16 protein-coding genes, 2 tRNA genes and 1 pseudogene are annotated in these 16845 nt (G+C 60.3%); 10 read left to right on the forward strand and 9 right to left on the reverse strand.

Annotated features, from left to right (window positions below; all coding sequences use genetic code 11):
• Positions 1-48: 48 nt before the first annotated feature.
• Together U5A52_RS35475 and U5A52_RS35480 are read right to left on the reverse strand one after the other, a co-directional pair.
• Positions 49-198, reverse strand: coding sequence for a hypothetical protein (locus tag U5A52_RS35475; protein ID WP_321916207.1), 150 nt, complete (start codon positions 196-198; stop codon positions 49-51).
• A gap of 36 nt (positions 199-234) precedes the next feature.
• A complete protein-coding gene (locus U5A52_RS35480; RefSeq protein WP_321916206.1) occupies positions 235-534 on the reverse strand; it encodes a hypothetical protein in 300 nt (99 codons plus the stop codon).
• A 413-nt stretch (positions 535-947) separates the two neighbouring features.
• Between U5A52_RS35480 and U5A52_RS35485 the strand changes: the two genes are divergently transcribed.
• Entirely contained in the window at positions 948-1538 is a 591-nt protein-coding gene (locus U5A52_RS35485; RefSeq protein ID WP_321938649.1) for a YSC84-related protein, read from the forward strand.
• Positions 1539-1796: 258 nt separating this feature from the next.
• Here U5A52_RS35485 and U5A52_RS35490 read toward each other — a convergent pair whose 3' ends face one another.
• Positions 1797-2330 carry an EF-hand domain-containing protein gene (locus U5A52_RS35490; RefSeq protein ID WP_321938650.1) on the reverse strand — a complete coding sequence of 178 codons (534 nt, stop codon included), beginning with the start codon at positions 2328-2330 and terminating at the stop codon, positions 1797-1799.
• Between the two features lie 533 nt (positions 2331-2863).
• Here U5A52_RS35490 and U5A52_RS35495 point away from each other — a divergent pair.
• Positions 2864-3286, forward strand: coding sequence for an SRPBCC family protein (locus tag U5A52_RS35495; RefSeq protein WP_321916204.1), 423 nt, complete (start codon positions 2864-2866; stop codon positions 3284-3286).
• A 13-nt stretch (positions 3287-3299) separates the two neighbouring features.
• Here U5A52_RS35495 and U5A52_RS35500 read toward each other — a convergent pair whose 3' ends face one another.
• Positions 3300-3920, reverse strand: coding sequence for an HAD family hydrolase (locus U5A52_RS35500; protein WP_415774098.1), 621 nt, complete (start codon positions 3918-3920; stop codon positions 3300-3302).
• A 537-nt stretch (positions 3921-4457) separates the two neighbouring features.
• On the opposite strand from U5A52_RS35500, the gene U5A52_RS43390 reads away from it, so the two are divergent.
• The 4 genes from U5A52_RS43390 (at position 4458) to U5A52_RS35520 (ending at position 9682) form a co-directional block, all read left to right on the forward strand.
• Positions 4458-5129 carry a hypothetical protein gene (locus U5A52_RS43390; protein WP_415774099.1) on the forward strand — a complete coding sequence of 224 codons (672 nt, stop codon included), beginning with the start codon at positions 4458-4460 and terminating at the stop codon, positions 5127-5129.
• Between the two features lie 276 nt (positions 5130-5405).
• Entirely contained in the window at positions 5406-6584 is a 1179-nt protein-coding gene (locus U5A52_RS35510; RefSeq protein ID WP_321938694.1) for a DUF4382 domain-containing protein, read from the forward strand.
• 714 nt (positions 6585-7298) lie between these two features.
• Positions 7299-8711, forward strand: coding sequence for a hypothetical protein (locus U5A52_RS35515; RefSeq protein ID WP_321938653.1), 1413 nt, complete (start codon positions 7299-7301; stop codon positions 8709-8711).
• The gene (locus U5A52_RS35520; RefSeq protein WP_321916201.1) at positions 8708-9682 is read left to right on the forward strand and encodes an alpha/beta hydrolase; all 975 of its coding nucleotides are present in this window, start codon (positions 8708-8710) and stop codon (positions 9680-9682) included. Before U5A52_RS35515 ends, U5A52_RS35520 begins: the two co-directional genes overlap by 4 nt.
• A 79-nt stretch (positions 9683-9761) precedes the next feature.
• Here the strand turns inward: U5A52_RS35520 and U5A52_RS35525 are convergent, their stop codons facing one another.
• From U5A52_RS35525 to U5A52_RS35540, 4 genes and pseudogenes are all read right to left on the reverse strand, one after another.
• A complete protein-coding gene (locus U5A52_RS35525) occupies positions 9762-10121 on the reverse strand; it encodes a hypothetical protein (protein ID WP_321916200.1) in 360 nt (119 codons plus the stop codon).
• A 304-nt stretch (positions 10122-10425) separates the two neighbouring features.
• Positions 10426-11136 carry an amino acid ABC transporter permease gene (locus U5A52_RS35530; protein WP_321938655.1) on the reverse strand — a complete coding sequence of 237 codons (711 nt, stop codon included), beginning with the start codon at positions 11134-11136 and terminating at the stop codon, positions 10426-10428.
• Positions 11133-11864 carry an amino acid ABC transporter permease gene (locus U5A52_RS35535; RefSeq protein WP_321916198.1) on the reverse strand — a complete coding sequence of 244 codons (732 nt, stop codon included), beginning with the start codon at positions 11862-11864 and terminating at the stop codon, positions 11133-11135. Before U5A52_RS35535 ends, U5A52_RS35530 begins: the two co-directional genes overlap by 4 nt.
• A 16-nt stretch (positions 11865-11880) precedes the next feature.
• Positions 11881-12714, reverse strand: a pseudogene (locus U5A52_RS35540) (ABC transporter substrate-binding protein).
• Between the two features lie 576 nt (positions 12715-13290).
• Here U5A52_RS35540 and U5A52_RS35545 point away from each other — a divergent pair.
• Positions 13291-13710 carry a hypothetical protein gene (locus tag U5A52_RS35545; RefSeq protein ID WP_321938656.1) on the forward strand — a complete coding sequence of 140 codons (420 nt, stop codon included), beginning with the start codon at positions 13291-13293 and terminating at the stop codon, positions 13708-13710.
• Between the two features lie 33 nt (positions 13711-13743).
• Here U5A52_RS35545 and U5A52_RS35550 read toward each other — a convergent pair whose 3' ends face one another.
• A complete protein-coding gene (locus U5A52_RS35550) occupies positions 13744-14487 on the reverse strand; it encodes a pyridoxamine 5'-phosphate oxidase family protein (protein WP_415774100.1) in 744 nt (247 codons plus the stop codon).
• Positions 14488-14669: 182 nt separating this feature from the next.
• Between U5A52_RS35550 and U5A52_RS35555 the strand changes: the two genes are divergently transcribed.
• The 3 genes from U5A52_RS35555 (at position 14670) to U5A52_RS35565 (ending at position 16692) form a co-directional block, all read left to right on the forward strand.
• Positions 14670-14745, forward strand: a tRNA-Asn gene (locus U5A52_RS35555).
• A 5-nt stretch (positions 14746-14750) separates the two neighbouring features.
• Positions 14751-14826: transfer RNA gene (locus U5A52_RS35560), tRNA-Gly, on the forward strand.
• A gap of 558 nt (positions 14827-15384) precedes the next feature.
• Positions 15385-16692 (forward strand): MFS transporter, encoded by a 1308-nt coding sequence (locus tag U5A52_RS35565; RefSeq protein ID WP_321938660.1) that lies wholly within the window; start codon positions 15385-15387, stop codon positions 16690-16692.
• Positions 16693-16845 lie beyond the last annotated feature (153 nt).

The following is a 16845-nucleotide window of genomic DNA, read 5'->3' on the forward strand; positions in this document are numbered from 1 at the left end:
CCTTTGTCAACAGGCGCCCCCCTCCTCGATACCACCAGGCGCACTCTGCTACGTCGCCTTCTTGACATCGTCGCTCGACGGATTTGTCAGGATGGCGCTCGCAATCACGTGAACAAGATGATCCCCCCGTGGCGCGAATGCGGGTTGGCCGACGACCCAGCCGAGCACCGGCATCAGGGCGGGGTCGACATGACCCATTCGCCTTCCCGCAAACGCGACATCGGCTCGAAACGATCAATGCAGGGTCTGGACGCTGCTGACGGCCTCCCCATCGGCGTCATCGGACGCGGCTTGATCGAGGATTGCGCACCTAAAGTCGAACTTGACGCGAAGGATCGCCGATTCAACACGAGCGTCGCCGCGATAGCCCTTCAGGCGAGTATCGATCGCCTCCTCGACGGCGAGGATCGCCTGCTCGATGCTCTCAGGGTCATCGCTATCGAAACCGACCTCAATCTCAATGCTCTCCAGTAGATTCAGCGCTGTTGCCATGTCCTCGGAAGCGACGAATAGCGTCTCGGCGTTTTCTCTCATCTTCCCTCCCCGTTGGGTTGTCCTGAGTCTTCAGACAAGTGCGAGTTGCACGGCTATCGTTGCATATCCGGAGCAAGCCTGCAGGGCGACCGAGGCGGGTGTTGCGTTCGAAACAACGGGAGGGTTGCCGAACGTTGTGAAGCGAATAGAATTGAATGTTCCAGCTCGATCCATGGTCGTTGCGCTCGACCCGAAGCCGTCGTTCGCCGAAATCCGTGACAAGACCGTTCTGTTCGGCGCAGGTCGCTAGCCGCCGGTCAACCAGCGAGCTTCGCGTGACTCGATTCCCGACCAAAAATGACGAGCAGGTTCCACCATGTCATGCTCTCGACATAGCCAACGCATGGATTGCTTGCACCACGCCGGATGATTGCCGGAGGCAGCGAATTCGACCGTAACCCTTGTTGGAGGTGATGATGCGCAGACGTTCTGTTCTGAAGACCGGTGCTGCAACGCTAGCCATTGCGGGACTGTCGCTGCCCCGATTCCCGGCGGCAATGACTGAGGCCGTTGCCGCAGAGTCCAATGCAGCGAAGCGTCACGAAATCGACGCGAAGGTCAACGCGACACTGTCGAGGCTGTACGAGACAGTCAAAGGCTCAAAGGAACTTGTCGCCAAGGCGGATGGCGTACTTGTCTTCCCGGCTGTGATCAAGGCTGGGTTCGTCGCCGGGGGAGAATACGGTCAAGGCGCTTTGCGGGTGGGCGGGAAAACGGTTGGCTACTACAGCACCGCGGCGGGCTCATTCGGCTTGCAGGCAGGTGCGCAATCCAAGGCTGTCATCTTCCTTTTCATGACCCATGATTCGCTTAACAGCTTCCGCAACTCGAAAGGCTGGTCAGTCGGTGGCGAAGGATCGGTTGCGCTGCTGAAGGTTGGAGCAAACGGCCAGATCGATACGACAACGGCTAGCGCACCGGTTCAAGCCATTGTGATGACAAACGCCGGGCTGATGGGCGATGTGTCGCTGTCCGGCACCAAGGTCTCCCGGCTGAAAATCTGAAGTCGCTCCCATCGCCCTTGAGGCCGCAACTACCCGTGCGGCCTTATCGGGTCGGCGTGGTGCGTCGCCGTCGGCCCGCGTTCGCCCAGTTACCGACGTTGACAAGCGCTTGAATCTGCATTGAAGCACAACAAGGCGCGATCGTCGTTAGTCGGCAATGATTTTACGGTTGCATTTAAGGCTGCGCCGGCTCGAACGGCATCGCAATGTCTATTGCGGCGCGATCCGGGTTGGTATGCGGCCGGCGCGTTTTTGTGGCTAGCCGAGATTTTTCCAGAACGTTTCGGCCAGGCTCAGGCCGGCACTCAGGAAATTATCGGCTTTGGTTTGATCCAGATTGCCGTCTGCATCGCGTGTATAGGAATCCAGAAGATCGTTGAACACCTGGCTTCCGCTCGAAATGCTCTTGCTCACGCCCGTCACGAACTCGGTAAGCGATACCTGACCGTCATCGGACGTGTCGAAGCTGCTAAAAAGCTGCTTTGCGTCGTCGGCCCCTACGCCGGCGCGCGAAAGTTGAGCCTGGAATTCGTCGAGCGACAGGGCATCGTCGTTGTTCTTGTCGCCCTGCACGAACATCTGGGGCGCCCATGCAACCGCGAGCGGCGTCGCGCGCAGTGTCTGCGTTTCAGCCGCGCCGGTGCTCGTATTGATGGCCGTGACCGTTTTCTGGGTCGAAAAGCTGTTGAGCGTGGCACGATCGGGGGAGTCCGACGAAGCTGACTGCTTTTGCGCGAAGCTGGAATACGCGTCGTAAGCAGAAGTCGAACCGTTCACTGAGGACATGGACATCACAGAATCCTTTGACGAATTGTGTTTGGTGGGCCGCAAAATGCCGTACGGCCGTGCAGACATTCATTCTGGATTACGGTTGCATTTCATCTGACTTTAGACGTTGTACAAATCTGTACAAATCTCTACAAAGGCACACGCGATCGACGCATGAGGTCGGCGCGCGATGCGACCAGGAGGCGTCATTCACCAGCGCCGTCGCCCAGAGACTCAGATGTCCGCTCCGCATCAAGCAAGCGACCGAACCATTTGCGACGGTGAACTGCAGCACGTGCCTATCGATTCGCCGGTTGTATGATTCCTGCCTCACTGCCGACAGCGGCCAGTCCAGTTATTTCTGACTGTTTGTGCAAGGTTGATGGTTACTTGCACAACGGTATAACGCGCCGCGGCCACGACGGCGGATTGCCAATGCGCGGTATCGGACTCGGCCGGCGGGAACTTTCATTTCGCAATCCTGGCCATTGCAATGTTGACGGCGTATCTTTTCAAAGAATAATATGCGCACATATTATTCTTTGAACGGAGCTGGCATGTGGTCAGTCGAGGTCACGGGTGAATGTACAGCGACACCAGCAAAGGTTTTTGGCGTCCTGGCGGAACCGGAGAAGTGGTCGGAGTGGAACAAAGGTGTCCTTAGTATCGAAATGCACGGACCGTTCCAGGCTGGCACAACTGCGGTGATGGTCTTGCCAGACTTGACGAGGTTGCCGTTCCGCTTCGGGTGGGTTGAGGCTGACAAGGGTTTCGAGGATATCACTGAAGTACCCGACGCTGGCGTGGTGGTTCGCGTTCGTCACGAGCTATCGCCGACCGAACGCGGCACCCGGATCACGTATCGCTGCGAGGTCGATGGCCCTGAACCCGTAGCCCGTGAGGTGGGCACCCTTGTTACGTCTGATTTCGCCGATGTCATCGCCGCCCTTGGTTTGCGGGCAGAGCAACCAGGTGAGTGAGGTCCGCTGGACCTCATGCCGCGCAAATTAGCCCACTAAGTGCCAAAGCGTCGGCAAGTGAACGATGACCAGTAAAGTGATGAGCGTTAAGACCGGCTAGCCCGGCGCCTGCAATATTGTCCGGAAGGTCGTCGACGAAAAGCGTTTCGTGCGGCAAAGCACGAAGCTTCTCGAGACATCGACGGAATACCTCGACGTCCGGCTTTGCGGCCGAGAACGATGCAGATGCGTACACGTGATTGCCAAATACGCTGGCGATTTCCGGGCAAAGGTACTTGATGTTTGACGACACGATCTCCGGATTATTTGTCAATACGGCGATCTGACAACGATTCGCTGCTTCCTTTGCCAATTTCAAGACCTCGTAATTGGGCGACATCGCTGCCTTGCGGGCGCTCAACCAGTCCTTCTCCGAGATCTCGCACCCAAGCAGTTTTCCCGTCGCAAACAGGTATTCGGCATCGGTCACCGCGCCAGCGTCGGCCTTTGCTTCGAGCCCGGAATCCCAGATCGCATTCGCAACCTCTCGCTCGGTTCGGCCGGAGAGCGCGGCCAACCTGCGGACCCGCAACGATCTGTCGTAGTGACAGAGAACGTCGTCCATGTCGAACAACGCCAGGGAGATTGAATTCATTGGATTGTGGATATCAGGCGTTCAGGGCCTGCGGGACGTTCCCGTATCAGCAAGCTGTCGAACTTACAACAGCAGCCCCCTGGTTGGCAATGGCGTCTGCACCTGTCGCGACATGTTGCACAGTCCTGCACGGTGGAAACCCGGTGCTTCGTAGCGGATCGTCAATTCAAGGAACTCGCCGGACGGCCGTTTAGTGCCGCGAAGCCGTCACACGAACCACATCGCGGGCAATAGCGGCAATGGGTCATTCAGCGACCACTGGCAGTATAGGGCCACCTCACAACGCTAAACATTTGCCCACTGTAAATTTGAATTGACAATCTTTAAATATAGTCAGTTGTTCGCGCAACGAAAGTTATGATTAAATTAGCACGATCGTTAGTCTGGCTGTTCACTCCATTTAACATGCGTGCACCGGACGATAAAAGAAGTTAAAAACTTAAATCCCATCTTCAACGGCGGTATTGACTGGCCACGAATGCGTCCAACCAGTCGCGCATGCCCGGCACCGCCAAAGTGGCCTGATCCGCGAACCAGATGTTGGCCGCCACTCTTGCTGTGACGGGCCTGAACAGCAAAGCGCTCGAAAATCCCCCAATCAATAATTCATTGCGCATGCACTGTTGTGCAGCCGCCGCAAGCTCATTTTTCGCTAAAAAAATTACCAATTCTTCTTATATCTTTCGTGCCGAAAATTTTAAGGCAATTAACGTAAGTAATCGTGCACGAGGTAGCGAATTGGAGTTTCCGGAAATGCGAAATGGTGTCAATGCGGCGGCATCGGGAAATGGAGTGAAACAATATCCGCCGGTGGAAACTGGCTGGGGCATCAAGCGAGGTGAGCTTTTCCTCCTCTCGCGCAGCCGAATCTCCATCGCGATCATGCTGGCCGTTGCAGGGAGCTTCGCATTGGGCAGCGGCTCAGTTCGAGCGAACGGCGGTAACGGCGCCACTGTCCTGGGCGTTGGACTGGGTGGTACAGGCGGCACGGACGGCAGCCCATCGAGCGCCACGGGTCAGGACGGCGCCGCGGGTGGCGCGCCGGCCACGACAGGTCCGGTTGCGTACCGTCCCGCAGTGGTCGGTTATTCCGTCACTCCGCTGCTCAACGCGGACTATGGCTTCAGCATTCTCGATCGCCCGCAGGAACGCGTTGGAGACGTGGCAAGCGTCGATTCGGCGGAACCTGCACACGGCAACGGTGTGTGAGGCCGCATTGGCGGACAGAATCTCGACGCCGACGCAGGCGAGCGATTCTCCACCGACGAGCGTACGTTCTTCGCGCGGCGACTTCGCCGTGACAGTCGGCCGTCGTTGCGGGTCGCGACGACGGATCTCGAGCACACGTCTCGTGCTGTACAAAGGCTCGCAACGAACTTTAAACAGCGAGCACAAAAATTACCAATTGTTTCAATGTCGCAAGATAACTTGCAACCCGTCGAGCGTATGCTTCGCGCACCAGGGACAAAACAAAAGGTGCTTGATATGAACGGCATGCATAAAACACTAATGGCCGCTGTTTTCGGGGCGGCCGCTCTCACGGCTTGCGGCGGTGGAGGCGGCAGCAGCAGTAACAGTAGCGGCGGCAACCCGACCGGCACCGTGAACGTCCAGATGACCGACGCCCCATCGTGCGGCTTCGACCACGTCTACGTAACGGTGAGCCAGGTCGGCATTAACGCAAGCTCGAGCGCCGGCGACAACGACAGCGGATGGACCAACATCACGCTCGCTGCCCCGCAGAAAATCGATCTACTTTCGCTGACGAACGGCACGATGGCGACGCTCGGTCAAGCAACCCTGACCGCGGGCCAATATCAGCAGGTACGGCTTGTCCTTGCCCAGAACCAGGGGAACACGGTGGCCAATTCGGTCGTGGTGTCGGGAACGACCAACGAACAGCCACTGGCGACGCCAAGCGCAACCCAAAGCGGCCTCAAGATCATTCGCCCCTTCGACGTGGCCGCGAACTCGACCGTCGATCTCGTGCTCGACTTCAACGCCTGCAAGTCAGTCGTTCAGAAGGGCAACGGCTCGTATGCGTTGAAGCCGGTGATTACCGCCACGCCGACGACCGTCACAGGCTTGATTGATGGCAACGTCGCAGCGGCCGAAGCTGGCGCTACGGTGTATGCCGAGCAGAACGGCAAGGTGGTGAGCGGCACGGTGGCGGACAGCACAGGCCACTTCGTGTTTTCGACGCTGGTCCAGAGTTCGACCAACGGCAACTACGATATCGTGATCGTGCAACCCAACGAGACAACGGGGATCATTTCGTCAGTGCCTGTCGTCGTAGGCGCTACGACCCACGTGTCAACGGCAGGCCAACCCATTGCGCTTCCCGCCTCGGCGATGAATACCGTGAGCGGCACCGTCACGGTGTCGGCGGATGCCAGTGTGCGTGCGATTCAGACCACATCAGCGGGCGTCTACGAAATCGCAGCGGCGAATGCCAACCTGGACACGGGCGTCTATACAACGAGCCTGCCCGTTGCGGCGCCGATGGCCGGCGCCTATAACGGAACACTGCCCGTTAGCCTGACCGCGGTGACCTCAGCGGCGGGCCAGTACACAATCGAAGCGGATGCGGCTTCCGGCACCACGCAATCGACGGCCGTCAACGTGACGAGCGGCAGTCAGACCAGCGTGAATTTCACTTTCTGATAACGGCAGGAATAACGAAGGGGCGAATCGCCTCTTCTCTTCGGGGGACGGTCATGAAAAGAATCATCATCGCTTTGGCGATTGCTTCCGGCACACTGGCCGGGTGTGCCGTGTACGTGCCGGGCGAACCCGCCGTGGCCCCGCCGCCGCAAGGCGGTCCTGGCAACGGGTTCTGTCCGCCCGGACAGGCCAAGAAAGGAAACTGCTGAGACGGTTCTCTTGTATGCGGGAAAGGTGCCGAGGGCCATGTCTGAGGCGAGACCGAACCGCCGCGCGGAGAACCAGTCACGTGTCTCCAGATATGGCGACTCGCAGTAACGAGCCCGGCGCCGTGCCCATCAAAAGTGTGTGCGGTAGCGTACAGACACGATGTAACCCCGGCACCCCGGCAACCGTATAAGGCGTTATAACCATCCCAAGGACTTTCCATTTTGCGAAGATCGCTGCGCGCAATGCAGCGACCTCATTCGATAACAGATATCGTTAGGAAACCTTGACGAATGCGTTGGCGCAATTCTACTTTGGATGAGCATCCCGAGACTTTAAAAATTCAAACGCTCTCTCGTTGAACGCTCGAGAAGCCCGCGGCCCAGTTTTCCCACCCTTACGTCGAACGCCCGTTGCGTCCCAGCTGTTTGACCAAGTCGGTTGACAGCCGGCGGAAAGCCTCTGGCGCGGAAATTCACATCAATGTCTCCCATTTAGGAGAGTGACATGGCATGCATCGAGTCCGACTACTTCGTGACAGGAACGGGCGCTACCGCCATGGCATTCGTCGACACGCTGCTCACCGAGTCGCCCGATGCGCGAGTCGTGATGGTGGATCGCCACCACCGTCCCGGCGGCCATTGGAACGACACTTATTCGTACGTGCGGCTGCACCAGCCGTCTGCCTGGTATGGCGTGGCCTCGCGTGAACTGAGCGACTGGTCGCATGAAGCGACGGGCTTTAACGAAGGGATGCTTGGGCTTTCCTCGGGAGCCGAGGTGCTCGCGCATTTTGAGCAGGTAATGAAACAGCGCTTCATGCCCTCTGGCCGCGTGCAGTGGTTCCCGAAATGCGATCACTTCGCGAGCGAAGGCCGCACGCACCGCTTCCGCTCGCTGCTGACCGGCGCCGAGCACGAGGTGCGCGCGCGGCGCAAATGGGTGAATGCCACGCATGCGAAAACCGAGGTGCCGTCCACTCACCCGCCAAAATACAGCTTGGCCGCGGGTGTGCAGTGCATTGCCTGCAACGAATTGCCGAAGGTTACGCGGCCGTACTCGTGCTATACCGTCGTCGGCTCCGGCAAGACCGGCATGGATGCGTGCATCTGGCTGATCGAGAACGGTGTGCCGCACGAGCGCATCCGCTGGATCATGCCGCGCGACGCATGGGTGATGGATCGTGCCAACATGCAGCCCGGCCCGACCGGCTGGCGGCGTTATTTCGAGAACAGCGTGGTGCAATTCGATGCGATCCGCGACGCACGCGACGTCCCCGACCTGTTCCGGCGACTCGAAGCGGGCGGCGCGCTCATGCGGATCGACCCGGCCATCGAACCCACGACCTACCGCTGCGCACTCGTTTCGCGAGGCGAGATGGCCCAGTTGCGCAAGGTTGGTGAAATCGTTCGGCTGGGCCGTGTGCGCGCAATCGAGCCGTCGCGCATCGTGCTGGAGAAAGGCGAACTCAGCGCCGATCCTGACACACTGTACATCGACTGCACGGCCTGCGCGATCCAGCCATTGCCGGGCGTACCGGTGTTCCAGGAAGAAGCCATCAACCTCCTGATGGTCCGCTGGTGCCAGCCGCTCTTCTCGGGCAGCGTGATCGCCTGGGTCGAGGCGCACATGGATAATCTGCAGGAACAGAACGCGATGTGCATGCCCGTGCCCGTGCCCGAACTGCCGATCGATTACCTACGGATGTGGCTGCCGACGCTCGCCAATGCCGCGCACTGGCAGCAGAACCCCGACTTGAGCGCCTGGCTCAGACAGTGTCGCCTCAACGGGCAGGTTGTGATTCTCAAAGGTGTGGAGTTGGACGCTGCCGTGCAGGACCTTCTCAAGACCGTCGGGGCCAAAGCTTCGGATGCGGCGCAGTGCATTGGGCAATTGCTGGCAACAGCGGAGGCAGCGTGAGCGGCCCCCGCGAGCTGCAACTCGAAACGCTACAGGTCGGTGCCATCCGCATGCGTGTCGCGCTGCAGGGCGCTGGGCCACTCGTGGTGTTTTGCCACGGATTTCCGGAGTCGTGGGTATCCTGGCGCGCGCAGATGGCTGCGGTCGCGGACGCTGGCTATCGCGCCGCGGCGCCGGACATGCGCGGCTACGGCGGCACCGACGCGCCGGCGGACCCTGCACAGTACACGATGCTGCACCACGCAGGCGACATGGTGGAACTGGTCCGCGTCCTTGGTGCCGATACGGCGGTGATCGTCGGCCACGACTGGGGAGCGCCTGCAGCCTGGAACAGTGCGTTGCTACGGCCCGATGTCTTCCGCGCCGTCGTCGGCCTGAGCGTACCGTATGTCCCGCCCGCGAAAATCGACCTGCTGACGGCACTCGAACGGCAGGGTGTGACGACCTTCTACATGCAGTACTTTCAGCGAGAGGGTGTGGCCGAGGAGGAACTTCAAGCCGATGTCGAAGCGACCCTACGCCGCGTCACGTTCAGCATGTCGGGCGACGGCCCGGGCCGCATGGTCGCAGGCATCCTCGCGCCGGGCGCCGGCCTCCTCGATAACACCGTGGACCCCGACGTCTTGCCGGACTGGCTTCTTCAGGACGACCTCGACTATGTCGTCGGTGAGTTCCGGCGCACCGGCTTCCGTGGCGGATTGAACTGGTACCGCGCGATCCGCCGGAGCGCGGAATTGCTCGCCCCCTGGTATGGCTGCCCAATTCGTCAGCCTTCACTCTTCATTGGCGGCTCGCGGGACGATGTACTCAGGTTTCCCGGCATGCAGCAGCGTGTCGCCGCGTTGCCGCAAGTGCTGCCGGGTTTGCGCGGCGCTCACGTGCTGGAAGGCGCAGGCCACTGGCTGCAGCGCGAGCGCGCCGAGGAAGTGAACCGGTTGCTGCTCTCCTTCCTGAGCGAACTCGACGGATGACCTGCACCATTGCGCGACATGGAAGCGCCAGCGCCGACAAGCGACTTCTGTCAGCGCAACCGCAAAACCACGCTTGACGCTATTGCCCGGGGGCTTGCGGCGGGTCACATAGCCTGGCCACGCATCGCCAGAACTCGTGCTCGTGCGGTGCGTTGTCGAAGAAGCCTGGCGTTGCCTGCCACAAGGAGGCGCTTTGAATTCGCCCTTCCGGAGTTTTGCAGTCGTTGGCTGCTTGCTCAACCGATTTTGCTGCGCCATCAAGACAGCGCGGATCACCTTGTGAGCACATTGCCGCGGCCTCTTTTTCGCAGGCAGCAAAAGCACAACCCGCAGTGAGATACAGTGCGGCTGCCATTATTTGCGCCGCAATTTTAATCGGGAAATGCGTAAAAAGACGCGGGTCTGGAATAGCCCACTGCTGCGTGGTCTGGACGTTCACGGTAGCCTCCCTCGGCGTATTCGCCATTCACTGCATTCACAACGATGGGGAGAAAAGACCTGAGTAGTCCGGCGATGGCCTGACCGTTGAGCATGCATCGGACAGGATTATTATTTGTTATCCTAAGTGGTTTTCGTATTCTAGTTCGCCGCGCTTACGTATCAATTAAACTGAAATTTACGGATAGCAGAAAAGGCGCTGACCGTAGGCTTTCCGCGCCGTCGGAATCGTTGAGTTTTGGATCGGGAGCTTGGCGTGCCGCCCTCCTCACCCCTCATAGGGCGAGCGCCTTGAACCCGGCGAACTACAATGGCGCGCCTTTACGCCCATGCAGTCCCGGCAGCTTGCGCCGCACGAGCAGCGCATTGGCCCCCCACTGCAGCGCACCGCACAGCAGCAGATAAACGAGCCCGACGAACAGGAAGATCTGCGCCGGATACACCAGCAGCCGGTTATTGAGTTGATTGGCGAGGAACGTGAATTCCGGCACGCCGACGATATAGGCGAGCGACGTATCCTTGATCAACGCCACCCACTGATTGACGAACGACGGCATCATCACGCGCACCGCTTGCGGCAGGATGACTTCGCGTAATGCCTGCCAGCGCGTCAAGCCAAGCGAAAGCGCGGCCTGCCGCTGCCCTTCGCTGATCGACGTGATGCCCGCATAAACCGAATGCGACAGATACGCGCCGCCAATCAGTGCCAGCGCACACACAACGGTCGCGAGGCCCGGAACGTCGACGTGCAGCAGGATCGGCATCAGGAAGAAAGTCCAGAAAATCAGCATGAGCACAGGTATCGCGCGAAAGAACGCGACGCCGGCGGTCAGTGCGAGACGCACGGTGCCTCGCGTCATGGCGAGCGCAACGCCAAGCGCGAGTCCGATCAACGCCGCGAGCAGCGCGGATATCACGGAGAGCGCGATCGTCAGCGCAATGCCGCCCAGCGGTCCAGCCGGAAACGCGCCGAGCATCAGGTAGCGCAACGCAGGCAGCCACTCGAATCCGTTCACGCGCGGCCTCGCTGCAAACCGCGCAGACCGGCGCGTTGCCACAACACCAGCGCGACCTCGATCACCGCGATAGCCAGCACATAGAACATAGTGGCCGTGCCGAATGCCTGAAACGTCCTGAAGCTTTCCGTATCGACCTGACGCGACATATACGACAGCTCCCCAACGCCAATCGCCATCGTCAGCGACGAGTTTTTTATCACGTTCATGTATTGGCCGGCGAGCGGCGGCGTCGCAATGCGCAACGCCTGAGGGAGGATCACATAGCGCAGGGTCGCGTAACGGCCCATGCCGAGCGCCGCAGCGGCATGCCACTGTGCGGGGTTCACGCCGCGCATGCCGGCCAGGAACTCTTCGCCGATGAACGCCGTGGTGTAGCAGGTCAGTCCGACCCAGCCCGCGAACAGTTCGAAACTCGGCCAGCGCAGCGTGAGCGGCCCGAACGTTGCCAGGTGCGGCGTGTTAAGCCAGTCCATCAATCCGGACGGCAACACAGCCGCGGCGCCGAAATACCAGAACAGCAGTTGAACGAGCAGCGGCGAATTGCGGAAGACGAACACGTAAAGCGCCGCCACCCGCGCAATTGCACGGGTAGGGGCGCTGCGCGCGACCGCCAGCAAAAAACCCAGCGGCGTCGCGAACGACGCCGCGCAGGCGGAGAGCATCAACGTAACGAAGAAACCCTGTTCGAGCCACGCAAGATACTTCGGTTCAAGCCAGTTATGCATGAATCAACCGCGGCGCTCAACTGTTCTTTTGCGGATCGCCGATCTTGAAGAGACGGGGCAACGGCGCCGCACTCTTCGGGCCGAACCACTTGTCATAAATCTGCGCGGCTTCGCCGTCGGTTTCCAGGTGCGTCAGCGTGCTGTTCACCGCATCGAGCAAACGCGTTTCGCCTTTGGGCACGCCAACGCCTTCGTAATCGTTCGAGATCGTGAACGGGGAAATCTCATAGTTCGCCTTGTCCGGCGCGCGTGCAAGCAGCGCGACGAGTTTCGGACCATCCTGCGTAATGGCTTGCACGTTGCCCGTGCGCAGCGCGGCGAAAGCGAAAGGCGTGTCGTCGTAGGCGACGATCGTTGCGCTCGGGAATTTCGCGCGCACCTGCTGTTCGTTGGTCGTGCCTTTGTCTGCGCCAATGCGCAGGCCATTGATCTGTTCCGCAGACGTCAGCACGCCCTTCTTCGCAATGAACTGGGTGCCGGAAGCAAAATACGGGGTGCTGAAATCCACCTCCTACTTGCGATCGTCGGTAATCGTAAAGTTGGCGAAGACCAGATCGACCTTGCCCGACTTCAGAAACGCAATGCGATTGGCGGGGTTGGTGGGTTGGATTTCGAGCTTCACGCCAAGGCTATTGGCCATGGCGCGCGCGTAGTCCACGTCGAGCCCGACGATCTGATTGTCTTTCTGATCGACGAAACCGAACGGCGGGTTGCTGTCGAATGCAGCCACGCGCAATACGCCCGCGCGCTTGATATCGTCCAGACGATCCGCATGCGCGGCGGTCGATGCCACGACCAGAAGTGCCGTCAACAGTGCGCCTGGCACTGCGCCCCAGATGCTGCTTTTCATTATTGAGTTTCCTTCTTCTTTTGTTGCCCTTGCGCTGCCACACTGAATATTCGCGCTGGCGAAGTACGCAGGCTATCGGTATGACGCGCACGAAGGAACCAAGCATTTCTCAGATCGAAAGCGCTACGGGCGATATGGACCGCTGGGACAGTGCTGCATTCGCGGGGTGCTCCACGTTATAAGCACCCGGATATAGCGACGTAGCGACCCGATTCGCTCGACAGGAAGCGGAAGTCATGTTGACGCACGCCGCTTCACACATGTGACCTGCGTCGCAACTCTTGCCGGGTAAATCGCCGCGACCCGGTAATGTCGACTATCGCCCATGTCGTCGATGCGTATTTCTTTCGCGCGAGAAACCTAAATGTGAATGCGTTGCGAAGTGCTTACAAATTCAAGGGCTTATCTCCCTTGACCTGGGCACAGGGGCTGCTTACGCTCGACCAGGGACTTTGCTCTCAGGTTCTTCATCGATGAGCCACCTGGTCGGGCCGCCTGGTCAGGCCGCGCAGTCAGATTCAGACTGCAGCCATGCCCGCTGCAAAGCCCGGCTTTTCTGCATTTTGGGGGACTTTTATGTCTTACCGCCGCTGGACCTCTCCTGCCGAGACGGCAGAATGGATCATCCTCGTCGGCGCAGCGTTCGCCGTGCTGGGCGGGTGGATCCCCTGGATGGGCCACGCGCCTTACTACTTCGTTGCCGGCGTTGCATTGATCGGCGCCGGCATCCTCATGCTTTGGAACCGCTCCGCGGGACTCTGGTGGTATTTCGCCATGTTCGCCGCTGCCGTGATCTGGTCGATCTTCAAGGTTGGGCTGGATGGCTGGAGTCTTCTGCCGCGGCTCCTCGTGCTCGCCCTGATCGGCATCGGGATAAGCCTCGTCATTATCACCAGCACTTCGACAGTTGGCCGGCCGCTACGCGTAGCGGCCATCATCACGGCGGTGATCTACGCCCTCGCCATTGCCAGCATGCTCTGGTCCGCCATCTACTGAGCGCGACCGCGCGCTTCCCGTTTGTCCTGGCCGTCACGTTGCCCAGGCCTTCACATACGCGGGCGCCTCGCGCTCCGGCGTTGCCGTGTCGGCCTCGGGCGGCAACGGTGCGAGCGTGAGTGGCAGCACGCCTGCCCAGACGGGCCGGTCCATGTCCTCCTCGTCGTCCTTCGGGCCGCCCGCGCGGATCTTCGTCACGGACTCCGCGAGTGCAATGCGCATGACCGTGGTCGCCGCCAGCTCCTTGCTATTGCCCGCGCGCACTTCATGCCTGCGCCCCGGCGCAATGTGCTCCATGAAGGCGTCCAGCACGGCAGCCTTGTGCTCATGGGCCACCACCTCGAATACGCCGTAGATCACCGCGGAACGATAGTTCATCGAATGATTGAACGCCGAGCGCGCTAGCACGAGCCCATCCAGATGCGTAACGGTCACGCAAACCTGGGCGCCTTCGGCTGCGAGGCGCAACATGCGGCTGCCGTTCGAACCGTGAATGTAGAGATGATCGCCCTCGCGCCAGCATGCGGTGGGAATGCAATGCACGCCGTGCTCGTCGGCGAACGCCACGTGGCAGACGTAGGCTTCGTCAAGAATCGCATGCAACGTTGCCGCGTCGTAGTGCGCGCGTTGCGCGACCCGGCGCACGCGCGTGCGTTGCGAAGGTGCCGCGCTGGTGTCGGCGGAGGATTCGTTAACGGCATCGGCGAGGGACATCGTTGTGCTTCCTCTACGGTTGGGTTTGAGATGCCGTCTACGATAGTCAAGCTGTGGCCCCATGGGTAGATCCAGACTTCCATTGCGCAATAGAGCCACGAGCGGGCCAAACCTTCTCCGCGAGTAGGTAATACACCATAAACCGTTAGATTTCTACCTTAATTGCCAGCAAAGGCCCTTGTTGAAATTTGTCAGGAAAAAGCTGCAACTTCGAAAAATCTCCTGTACAATCCGGCCTCCTTGATTCCCCGATAGCTCAGTCGGTAGAGCGCCGGACTGTTAATCCGTAGGTCCCTGGTTCGAGCCCAGGTCGGGGAGCCAGACATGCGGGAGTAGCTCAGTTGGTAGAGCGCAACCTTGCCAAGGTTGAGGTCGCGAGTTCGAGACTCGTCTCCCGCTCCAGCACCCAGGCGGGCCATCCGCCTGCGATCAAGGCAGCAAGTCGGCGCACTTGCCCTTGCCTTACGGTAGTGAAACCTCAAGCACGTCCCCTGCCCGATCAGCGAAGTCACTTCGATCTGTCCGCCATGCCGGATGCGGTCGCCTTCAATGAGCCTGTGTCGCGAAGTTGCCGATAACAACGTCGCGCGCTCGACATCCCAGCCTTTTGCACTATTTCCGATAGTTGCTAGCGCAACGACATTGAGCGTGCCCTGTTCGGGCACATGCAGCCCGACGCGCTCGGTGCAGGCGTTTTGAAACGCAATGTCCCGCTGCACTTCCACTCCATCAACCTGCACTGCGCCGTCGCGCAACAACGCGCGCTCGCTCGATGCGCTTCTCTGTCTTTTGTACACGACCCAAAGCGCCAACTCCGCCTGCCCCGCGGCGGGAATAGCGCGAATCGCTCAGGTGTTTTGATGGCCTGGGACGTTATCGGAGCCGAGGTCGGTTCATCGCTCACCCATTGCGCCCGCGCGCACCGAACGTGCCCTCCATCAACCCAACCTGGCCTCGCCGATGAATTCCCTCAATTCGCCTCAAATTCCCTTCGTGCCGCACCGCCCGCTGGCGGGTAGCGATCACCGCACGCTCACATTAGCCGCGCTTGGCGGCGCACTCGAGTTCTATGATTTCGTCATCTACGTATTTTTCGCCGCCGCCATCGGCCAATTGTTCTTTCCTCCCGCGATTCCCGACTGGCTGCGCCAACTGCAGACGTTCGGCATTTTCGCGGCAGGCTACCTCGCGCGGCCACTCGGCGGCGTGATCCTCGCGCATTTCGGCGACCTGGTCGGGCGCAAGCGCATGTTCACGCTGAGCGTGATGTTGATGGCGCTGCCCACGCTCCTCATGGGGCTGCTGCCGACCTACGATGCCATCGGCATTGCCGCGCCTGTCCTGCTGTTGTTGTGCCGCGTGCTGCAAGGCGCCGCCGTGGGCGGCGAGGTGCCGGGCGCATGGGTCTTCGTTTCCGAGCACGTGCCGCCTCGCTATGTCGGCTATGCGTGCGGCCTGCTCACCGGTGGCCTGACGCTCGGCATCCTGCTCGGCTCGTTGCTCGCCTCAGGCATCAATCATCATTATTCGCAGGCGGAAATCGCCGCCTACGCATGGCGCATTCCCTTCGTCACTGGCGGCCTGTTTGGCATTCTCGCGGCCTTCTTGCGGCGCTGGCTCAACGAAACGCCGGTATTCGTCGAGATGAAGGCACGCCGCTCGCTCGCCACCGAAGTGCCGCTCAAGACCGTGCTGCGCAAGCACGGCCGCGCTGTGGTCGTCTCGATGCTGCTCACGTGGACGCTCACCGCCGCGATCGTCGTCGTGATCCTGATGACACCCACGCTCGTGGCGAAGCGCTTTCATATCGACGCCGCCACCGCGCTACAGGCGAATTCGGCGGCAACGTTCTGCCTGACTATCGGCTGCGTGGTGGCGGGATCGATTGCGGGCCGCATCGGCACGCGGCGCACGATCTTCGTTGGATGCCTGCTGCTCGGCGCATCGTACTTCGCGATGCTCCGGCATCTTGCCGTCGATCCGGGCGCGCTGCTGCCGCTCTATGCCGTAGCAGGTTTTTTTGTCGGCGCGGTTGCGGCAATTCCTGTGGCAATGGTCAACGCCTTTCCGGCCGCCGTGCGCTTTTCCGGCATCTCGTTCTCGTACAACGTGGCCTACGCGGTATTTGGCGGCCTCACGCCCGTTCTGGTTTCGCTGATGCTGAAGTGGAACCCGTCCGCCCCCGAGCTCTATGTGGCCGCGCTGTGCGGCATCGGCGCGTTGACGAGTCTTGCGCTGCCTCGCGCGTCCGGCGCCACGGCAAAATAACTTTCCATTCCGAAATGACTCGAAATGAATCACCGGTAACCTGCGCGGCCTGCACGCTCACTACGCGCACCGCGCAGCGTTCTCTCCAGCAAGCACACGCATGGTTGCCGGTGTTGTAAATAATCACACCCGCTATACAAGCGTATGATTCCG

Origin of the sequence: Paraburkholderia sp. J8-2, assembly GCF_905220195.1 — a bacterium.
Taxonomy (GTDB): Bacteria; Pseudomonadota; Gammaproteobacteria; order Burkholderiales; family Burkholderiaceae; genus Paraburkholderia.